3 protein-coding genes are annotated in these 3,935 nt (G+C 65.3%); all 3 read right to left on the bottom strand.

What is annotated here, in order from left to right; genetic code table 11:
* Positions 1-134: 134 nt before the first annotated feature.
* From BRAS3843_RS04980 to BRAS3843_RS04990, 3 genes are read right to left on the bottom strand one after another with little or no spacing between them, the layout of a single operon-like run.
* Positions 135-896: an SDR family NAD(P)-dependent oxidoreductase gene (locus tag BRAS3843_RS04980; protein WP_008967654.1), complete on the bottom strand. Its 762-nt coding sequence runs from the start codon at positions 894-896 to the stop codon at positions 135-137.
* Positions 897-921: 25 nt separating this feature from the next.
* Positions 922-2,790, bottom strand: coding sequence for a feruloyl-CoA synthase (locus BRAS3843_RS04985; protein WP_008967655.1), 1,869 nt, complete (start codon positions 2,788-2,790; stop codon positions 922-924).
* Between the two features lie 37 nt (positions 2,791-2,827).
* A complete protein-coding gene (locus BRAS3843_RS04990) occupies positions 2,828-3,628 on the bottom strand; it encodes a crotonase/enoyl-CoA hydratase family protein (RefSeq protein WP_008967656.1) in 801 nt (266 codons plus the stop codon).
* Between the last annotated feature and the right edge of the window lie 307 nt (positions 3,629-3,935).

Consider the following 3,935-nt stretch of genomic DNA (forward strand, 5'->3'; position numbering starts at 1 on the left):
ACCGCACGAGCGGTGTGAGTGGTCAGACCTGTACCCCCTCACCCGGATTGCATCTATCGATGCAATCCGACCTCTCCCCGCAAGCGGGGAGAGGTTTGCAGCGAGTCGCGTGGGAACAGTTGAGCTCATCACTCCTACTTCGGCGCCATGCGCAGCGCGGCATCGAGCCGCACCACCTCGCCGTTCAGATAGGGGTTCTCCACCATGTGCAGCGCGAGCGCGGCGAACTCGGAGGCATCGCCGAGCCGGCGCGGGAATGGAATCGCTGCGGCGAGCGAATCCTGCGCCTCCTGCGGCAGGTTGGCGAGGAGCGGCGTCAGGAACAGGCCCGGCGCGATGGTCAGCACGCGGATGCCGAACTGCGCGAGTTCGCGCGCGATCGGCAAGGTCATCGCAACGATGCCGCCCTTCGACGCCGAGTACGCCGCCTGGCCGATCTGGCCGTCATAGGCGGCGACCGAGGCGGTGTTGACGACGACGCCGCGCTCGCCGGTCGCCTGCGGCTCGCGCTTCGACATCTCTGCGGTCGCAAGCCGCAGCATGTTGAACGAGCCGATCAGGTTGACCTTGATCACCTTGTCGAAATCGGAGAGCGCCATCGGGCCCTCGCGGCCGATCACGCGCTTGGCCACGCCGATGCCGGCGCAGTTGACCAGCACCCGCGCCGGTCCATGTGCTTTGGCCGCCTGCACGATGCCGGCCTCGGCGGACGCGGCGTCGGAGACGTCGCACACGACCGCGGTGCCCTTGATCTCCGCCGCGACCTCCTCCGCCAGCTTGGCGTTGAGATCGAACACGGCGACCTTGGCGCCTTGCGCGGCGAGCTTGCGGGCAGTCGCCGCACCTAATCCGGAGGCGCCGCCGGTGACGATCGCAGCCTGATCCTTCAACAACATGAGTGTTCTCCTTCTGATGCGCGGTTCAGCCGACCACGATGATCTCATCCGACGGCGTGGCCGCGTAGAGCTGCTCGATCAGCTCTTTCCGGTTCTCCAAAACCGCACGCTGGTTGATCGAGCCCTTGTCGGTGACCTCGCCCTTGTCGATCAGGAGCGGCGTTCCCAACAGCACCGCACGGGTGATCCGGGTCGACGAGCCGGTCGCAGTGGCCAGGAATTTCAAGAAGCGCTCCCGGAACGCCTCGCGGACCAACTGATCGGCCGCGGTCGCGGCGAGATCATCATAGGGCAAGGTCGCGTTGATCAGCCGGCAGCCGTCGAGATCGAGCACCACGATGGCGGCGACCTCGTCGCGGTTGATGCCGGCGATGACGACGTCGCGCGCCAGGGGCGCGCAGGCCGCGATGAAGCGGGCGCGCAACGGACCGACCGAGACCCAGGTGCCGCTCGCGAGCTTGAAGTCCTCGGCGATGCGGCCGTCGAAATCGAAGCCGGCATCAAGATCAGCAGGATTGGCCGGCTTCAACGCATCGCCCATCCTGTAGAAGCCTTCCTCGTCGAAGGCCGCAGCAGAGACGTCCGGCTGGCGCCAATAGCCCGGTGTGACGTTCGGTCCCTTGGCGCGCACCTCGAGCTTGCCATTGTTGGGCACGAGCTTGGCCTCGTTGCCGGCGACCGGCAGCCCGACATGGCCGGAGCGGCTGGTGCGCGGATTGACCGACATGAAGAACGGCGCGGTCTCAGTCGAGCCGAGGCCGGTGAGCATCGGCACGCGCGTGCCGGTCTCCAAGACCGAAAGCTCGTCGAGTTCGCTCCAGACATGCGGCGCCATCGCCGCACCGGAGAAGAACATCGCGTGCAGCCGGCCGAAGAATGTCTTCCGCAAGGCGGCGTCGTCCCGCAGATAGGGCAGCAGCGACTCATAGCCTTTCGGGACGTTGAAGTAGACCGTCGGCGAGATCTCGCGGAGATTGCGCACCGTCTCCTCGATGCCGCCCGGCACCGGCTTGCCCTTGTCGAGATACATCGAGCCGCCGTTGTACAGGGTGAGCCCGACATTGTGGTTGCCGCCGAAAGTGTGATTCCACGGCAGCCAGTCGATGATGACCGGCGGCTCGTCCTTGAGAAAGGCGAGCGTCTCGCGGATCATCACCTGATTGGCGCAGATCATGCGCTGGGTGTTGATGACGGCCTTGGGATTGCCGGTCGAGCCCGATGTCAGCAGGAATTTCGCGATCGTCTCCGGGCCGATCTGGTCATGAGCTGCATCAAGTCCCGGATGAAGCGGGGTCGCGATCAGATCGGCCAGCATCGTGACCGTGCGGCCCGGCACGGCGCCGAACGAAGCGGCAATCTCCGTCCCCTCAGGCACGTTGGCTGTGAGCGCATCGGCAAACTTGTCGGCGTCGTCGACGAACACCAGTCCCGGCGTCAGCAGTTTCATAAGGTAGGACAGCTTGCCGTAGTCGCGCGACACCAGCGAATAGGCAGGGGATACCGGGCAGAACGGCACGCCGGCATACAGCGCGCCGAACGCGACCAGCACGTGGTCGATCGAATTGCCCGACAGGATCATCACCGGACGATCCGGCGACAATCCGCGCTGCAGCAGTGCCGATGCAATGTGCCGGCTCGCGGTCAGCAGCGTGGCATAGGTCAGTTCGCGCCAGCCCGTCGGCCCAACGCGTTCGGCCATGAACACGCGCTGTGGCGCGGTCTCGGCGAAATGATGCAGGCGGTCGGTGATGCGCCGGGGATAGTCCGCCAGCGGCTGCTTGGGGCGGAGATAGATGGTGCCGTCGGCGCGACGCTCGATGGTCACCGCGGGGTCGTTGAACGAGATCGCGCGCAAGGGGTGGGCACCCGGCGTTTGCGCCGGCGTCTCGTTCATTCCTCCCTGTGTGCTTGTTATGATTGGCGCGTTCATGTCACGTCGGTTTCACCTTTGCGGTCTTGTGATCGAGAAAGGCGCGGATACGGCGCTTGGCCTCCTGGTCGCTCTGCGCGACGGTGGCCATCAGCGATTCCATCAACAGGCCGGTCTGCGGGTTCGCTTCCGCGATCAGCGGCAAGGCCTGCAGCACGGCGAAATTGGTCAGCGGCGCGTTGCTCGCAATCTTCTCGGCAAGTTCCAGCGCCTTGGCCAGCGCGGTGTCCGCGTCGACCAGGTATTGCGCGAAACCATAGGCCGAACCTTCGGTGGCGGAATAGACGCGGCCCGTGAGCATCATGTCCATCATGCGCGCCACCCCGATCAGCCGCGGCAACCGCACCGAGCCGCCGCCGCCGACGAAGATGCCGCGCTGGCCTTCCGGCAGCGCGAAATAGGCCGACGGTTCGGCGACGCGGATATGCGCGGCGCAGGCAAGCTCGAGCCCGCCACCGATCACCGCGCCCTTCAGCGCCGCAACCACCGGCACGCGGCAATATTGGATGCGGTCGAACACGCGATGCCAGGTCTGCGAATGCACCAGACCCTCGGTGGCGTCACGCTCACGCAATTCTGAGAGATCAAGGCCGGAGGAGAAATTGTCGCCGAGGCCATGGATGACCACGGCACGAACGTCATCCGGCAGGCCGGCAAAGCAGTCACCGATCTCCTGGATGATGGCATCGTTGAGCGCGTTGCGCTTGGCCGGTCGGTTGAGGCCGACGGTGAGGACGGCGCCCCGCTGCTCGATCTGAAGCAGCGCGAAGGCGTGCGCTGGTGCGGTGTCGGCGTTTCCCATGGGCGCTATTGTGTCCTATTCAGAATAGTTATGTTTTATAACGATTTTGCCGGCTGTCAACAACCGCTTGGCGGCATCATGTTGTGCGATGCGGCAAAGGCGATGCAACAAAGACATGCGCGCGCAGTCTCGCGGCAGATTATGCCCGAGTGTTGAAGACGATAGGCCCCTCTAGAGATCGAGAGGGCGCAAGGAAGGCCGGGCGCCGGCCGGCGCCCGCGGCCCGCCTGCAGCAAGAAATGCAGGCGGCAGGTACCACAGGCTCAGCCGAGACGACCCGGCCTTCCCTGCGCGATGGGTTTAACGC

The sequence above is a fragment of the Bradyrhizobium sp. STM 3843 genome, assembly GCF_000239815.1.
In the GTDB taxonomy this organism is placed as follows: domain Bacteria; phylum Pseudomonadota; class Alphaproteobacteria; order Rhizobiales; family Xanthobacteraceae; genus Bradyrhizobium.